Origin of the sequence: Aeromicrobium sp. (genome assembly GCF_014378035.1) — a bacterium.
Classification (GTDB): Bacteria; Actinomycetota; Actinomycetes; order Propionibacteriales; family Nocardioidaceae; genus Aeromicrobium.
Window position 1 is genome coordinate 1 of sequence record NZ_JACMOM010000132.1, and the last position, 5,306, is coordinate 5,306.

3 protein-coding genes and 1 pseudogene are annotated in these 5,306 nt (G+C 63.0%); 1 reads left to right on the forward strand and 3 read right to left on the reverse strand.

Annotation, left to right across the window (positions count from 1 at the left end; all coding sequences use genetic code 11):
• Nucleotides 1-342: 342 nt before the first annotated feature.
• From H7290_RS06685 to H7290_RS06695, 3 genes are all read right to left on the reverse strand, one after another.
• Complete coding sequence (locus tag H7290_RS06685; protein ID WP_290513244.1) at nucleotides 343-1,953, reverse strand: glycosyltransferase; 1,611 nt, start codon at nucleotides 1,951-1,953, stop codon at nucleotides 343-345.
• Entirely contained in the window at nucleotides 1,950-2,936 is a 987-nt protein-coding gene (locus H7290_RS06690) for a hypothetical protein (protein ID WP_290513245.1), read from the reverse strand. The genes H7290_RS06685 and H7290_RS06690 overlap by 4 nt, the downstream gene beginning before the upstream one ends.
• Nucleotides 2,937-3,138: 202 nt before the next feature.
• On the reverse strand, nucleotides 3,139-4,572 hold the full coding sequence (locus H7290_RS06695; protein ID WP_290513246.1) for a polysaccharide biosynthesis tyrosine autokinase: 1,434 nt from the start codon (nucleotides 4,570-4,572) through the stop codon (nucleotides 3,139-3,141).
• 218 nt (nucleotides 4,573-4,790) lie between these two features.
• On the opposite strand from H7290_RS06695, the pseudogene H7290_RS06700 reads away from it, so the two are divergent.
• A pseudogene (locus H7290_RS06700) lies at nucleotides 4,791-5,306 on the forward strand (hypothetical protein); the annotation flags it as partial.

The following is a 5,306-nucleotide window of genomic DNA, read 5'->3' on the forward strand; positions in this document are numbered from 1 at the left end:
CCTCAAACCCAGCCCATCGGTAGATCGAGGCTAAACCATCGCGCCTGCGCTGTAGAACGCCGCGCACCGACTTGTACTCTCCATCTGGAATCCGGACCGAGCGTCCGCACGCACCGTGTCGGTGCCGGTCGAAAAGTGAGCAGTTGTGCCGTTCGAAAAGTGAGCAGTTCTAGTGTGGCGTGTTTTCGGCTCGTGCGGATGGCAGGGTGTCGATCCCGGTGTTCCTGAGCCGGTGGGATGAGCCCCTGAGGGTGATGACGGCGGCGGTCTGCTCAGCCGATGTTGACGCCTTGATCACGTCATGGTTCTTGTGGGTGAGATCAGACTTCCAGCTGCATCAGTTCATTGAGGCTGAGGCCGGGGATGCAGAATCTCAATGGCACGGATGAAGGCGTCCAAATGATCCGGTCCGGCAAGCTTCCACTCCCGTCGTGAAAGGTCAGGGGCGTGTTCGGGATCGTCACGGACAGACTTCAGAGCGCGAACGATGTCACTTCCATCCAGGTCGCCCTCGTACATCTGCACCCACCGCAGGCCGACCTCCTGAGCAAGCGCGAGGTTGGTGTCGTTCGCAGGCACCAGAACTGGACGGCCGAGGGAGAGGGCGGTCAGCACTCCTCCCGAGTTGTGCATCTCACGGTAGGGCAGGACAACCAGCTCGGCAGCGGTCACATGGCGAGCGAGATCGCCATCACTCAGGAAGCCGAACTGTATATTTATCCGGTCGTCACCGGAAGCAAGGTCCCGCAGCTGGGCGACTAGCTTCTCGGACGACGGCCTCCCAGCAATGGACAGCGAGATCTCCGCCGCTTCCGGTAGCTCTCGAAAGGCTGAGATCAGATCATCGACGCCCTTGTATCGCCGAATGAGGCCGAAGAAGGCAACTCGGCCAGTCACCACCTCTGCCAAGAATTCGTTGTCATACCAGCGTCTGTAGTGTCCGTGCAGAATTGTGGACGATGGCTGGTCTGCAGGTATCGGTGTTGTCCCATTGATCTTGATCCGGTACATCGTTTGGCGGTCTGCCCGTTTCAGCAGAGCTGTTTCCCGACGGCTGATTCCCCTCGGGAGCTCCAAGTTGTGCACCGTGCGAACCAAGGGAATCCGACGTCTCCTAAGGCGGCGGAGCAGGCCGATGAACATTGCCTGTCGGACAAGCTTCTTGAGGGGGCTGCCACCGGAAACCAGGTTCTCGGGCCAGTGGACATGGAAGACGTCGTAGTCGCCCGTGAGCGCCGTGCGCCAGGAGAAGGTTCTGACCGTGATGCCGTCTGTCTGTTCGAGGGCGCGTCTGAGCATGACCACGTAAGGGTGGGCCGTGGGCCGTGGTTCCGGAAAGGACTCGAGTACCGTCATGACCGCTGGTGCCTCGTCCCCCGAAGAGGCGCTGTCATCCTGGGCCGTTGCGGTCGTGGGGCCGTTGCACAAGATGTCGACTGCCTTATTGATGGACGCGAAGGCCTGCTGGAACGCGTTGTCGCGACGACGATAGGGATCAGGAATGTCGTAGTCCGAGGGCTCGAGCGCGATGTACGGCCGTCGGGCCGCGAGCGACTCGGCGGAACCAAAGGAACCGGCGGAGATGACGAGTGCGGCGCACTCCGTGAGGGTGAAAGTCTTGGCCAGTGCCCGCGGGTCCAGGCGCAGAACTGTCGCTCTCTGCTCACGGGTCATCGTCAGCACGAGATCGGCGGCCTGGATCATGTGGGGCATGAGCTGTCGTGCCGCAAACTCGGCGAGCTCGACGCCTGACGCACGCATGACATCGACCATCTGAGGGTGAATCGGTTCACCGACCAGAGCCCCGGTGCCAGCACTCTCGGCATGGACGACAGCGCCAGCCAGGGATCTGGATTGGAGGAGGCGTTCGGCCACCGGTGATCGGCAAATGTTGCCCGAACATACCAGCAGCACCCGGATCTCTGGCAGGTCCATCGTCTCCTCCGTTCTCATGTGGTCGATCCGATCACGGTGTGGTCCTTGTCGGAGGCGGGCTCGTCGCGGGAGGAACGTCGGTGTCCGTCCCACCATCGCGGTGCCGGTGAGACGACCAGTCCGAGGACGCGTGTTCCCACGTGCTCGAAGCCCTCGATGGTTGAGATCAGCCCGTCGGATGTCGTCCGCCGCAGAGTGACGACAACCACCACGGCGTCGACAGCGGCAGCGTGTGCACTGTCGTGGGGTGACGATTGCGGTCCGACGACGGCAATGAGCTCATGCCGCTCACGATCGGCCCTCAGAAGGTCATCATCCCCCGGGACAGCTTCACGGACGACGCACGATCGACCGCTGGCAGACATCTGTTGAGCGAGGCGATCGACAATCACCACCGCGCTGGGCGTCCGGTCGGTCGATGCGAACACGACCACTGCAGCACCAACCGAACGACTTGCCCGGCACGCGACATCGAGCCGCTCCATCTCATGCTCGTCCTGTGAATTCGGCTCAGCTGGGCGTCGGCGGTGATGGCGAAGCCGGGCCACGGTCGGGGCAGTAGTGATCTCAAGCATGTCGTCAGCTGTCGCGATGCGATCGTCCGTCGCGTAGCGGTACAGCACCCACGATGTCGCCAACGCCAGACCGAAGAAGGCCGCCAGTCCTGCCGTCCGCCACGCGGCGACTGCGGTGTCTGTCCCCACCAGGGTGCCTGTCGTCCGCGCGTCCACGACAGACATGCCGTCAGCGCCGACCGGGCTGATGGCCATGATTTGGGTGGCCAGAGCTTCTCCCACTGACTGTGTGAGCAGCCGTGACTCGCCAGGCGAGGCGGAGGTGGCGGTGAGGTCGATGATGAATCCGGTCTGGTAAGACACGGTGAGTTGACGAGCGAGTTGTTTGGGTGACGTGTCCAGAGCCAGCTCGGTGATGACCGGTGCGAGAACGATGCTGCTCGTCGCCATGTCGGCGAATGATGTCATCTGTCGTTGGAGGTACACGGTGGTCTTGTTGAGCGTTCGAACGTCTGATGTCTGACGCGTGCTGACATACACAGACGTTGTTGACGTGGTGCTCTCCTGCCCAGAGCCACCCCTCGCCAGGATGAGGCATGCAGGCACGATGAAGAAGATGGCCAGGAGAGGCGAAGCTCGGATGAGGGCGACGCGAAGGGATGAGCTCACGATCATCGGGAGACTGGTCTCAGGCTTCGCGCGAACGTCGCGAGAATACTGTCTTGAGCCGGCCGGCCGCCATGTTGATCAGGCCACGCTCAGCCTCAGGCGACGTGTAGTAGTTGTAGTTGCGGCCCTCGTCGAGGTCTGCCCTGGTGAGGACCATGCCGACCGGGGTGACACCGGCGACGCGCAGCGACTCCACGGCACTCGCCAGCTCCTTGCGCTTGGTCTTGCCGGCAGCAGCGACGATCAATGGTCCGTCGCACTGGTGTGAAATGACGGCCGCATCGACCACCGACAGGAGGGGTGGTGAGTCGACCACCAGGAAGTCATACTCGACCTGCGCCTCGACGATCAGCTCCTCCATCGTGGGCGAGTCGATGAGGTGAAGCGGGTTGGGGGGAATCTCGCCGCTGGTCAGCACGTCGAGCGTGGTGTCACCCCATTTCTGAACAGCCTCGGTGAGGCCGACCTTGCCGATGAGCACGGTCGACAGTCCGATGGTGCCTTCGAGACCCGTGGCGCGTGCGATCGAGGGGCGGCGCAGGTCAGCGTCGATGAGCAGGACCCGATCACCCAGCTCGGCCAGTGCCACCGCCAGGTTGACCGCGGTGGTGGTCTTGCCCTCCTGTGGAATCGAGGAGGTCACCACGACGCTGGTAGCGGACAAACCCCTACGACTGACGAAGTCCAGGTTGGAACGCAGCCTTCGGTACGACTCGGAGCGTGAACTGTGAGGACGCTTGATCAGGCTGATGCGTTCCGTCTCGGCACCACCCCATCTCGGGATGGCTCCGATGAGTGGCACGTCTGTGATGGCGGTGAGATCACCCTCGCCACGCACGCGGGTGTTAAGCAGCCGACGAGTCAGGGCGAGTGCCACACCGGCGACAGCACCGAGCACGAATCCCAGTACGGTCCGAAGCTTCTTGTTCGGCGAGATCGCGAAGTCAGGGACAGTGGCGTCGGCGATGGTCCTGATCGAGACCACTGCTTCACCGGAGGTGGTGGTTCCGCTACGTGAGGGTGAGAGGCCAGTGACTGTCTTGGGGAGCTGATCAGCGATGGCGTTGGCGATCTCTGCGGCCCGGGACGGGGTCGAGTCCGTCACGGAGATCTCGACGATCACCGTGTTGAGCGGGGTGTTGGCCTGGACCGATTTCGCCAGCTTCTTCGGAGTGGTCTCGAGCGAGAGGTCGTTGATGACCGGGGCGAGCACGGCCGGGGTGGCTACGAGCCGGGTGTAGGACTGGACGAGGTTCTGGGTGAAGGTGGACCCCTGGACGAGGTCGTTGACCGTGTCGCCGCTGTTGACGCTGACGAAGACCTGGCTGGAGGCTTGGTACGTGGGCGTGACGGTCGAAGCCCAGCCATAGCCGGCTGCAGCTCCCAGGATGGCAAGCGTCAGGATTGACACCCAGCGCCGTCGCAGCACATTGACGTACTCGATGAGGTCCATCGAACGATCTCCATCCTCTCTTGCACATCAGCCGGCGTCGGTAGCCCTGAGCCTGGTCTCCGCCAGATGATGTGTGGCGCCCCCGAGGTGCGTCTTCTACGAGCGAGGCGGAATCATCGTAGCGTTGACCCTCACCCCGCTGAGGCAGATTCGCCATCGTGTTCGCACTCGCAGGGTGAGGCTATGATCTCCGTCGGACCTTGAGACAAGGATGTGCCATGTTCTCCAACATTTCTCGCAGAAGCCTTGTCGCGATCGTGTGCGGTGCTCTCGTGGTGGTCGCCGTCGTGATGATCGTGCTGATCAACAGGGGAGGAGACACATCGGCGCAGGGCGGCGCATCCAGAGGCCCTACATCCACGGGAGAGCCCACGTCTGCCACCAATGCTCCCCCCTCGCGCATTCCCAGCAGCCCGACGCCGTCTCCCACCGCTCCGACGGCGGTTCCGGATCGACCGAAGTCGAAGACCATCGGCATCGACGACAGGGCCGTGCTGACCGCCGGCACCACGGCGCGGCCCTCGAGCATTCGTCAGGTCGACGGCAAGGCGGAGCTGCCGGGCGAGGTGGGCGGTCCGTCCATCTCTGTGACGGTGGCTGTCACCGCTGGCAAGGCCATCGACTTCAGCCAGACAGTCGTGAACGCTTACTACGGCGCGGACACCACGCCGGCCACCCCGCTGTCGACAGGCACCACTGCACTCACAGGAAAGCTTGCCGCGGGCAAGTCAAAG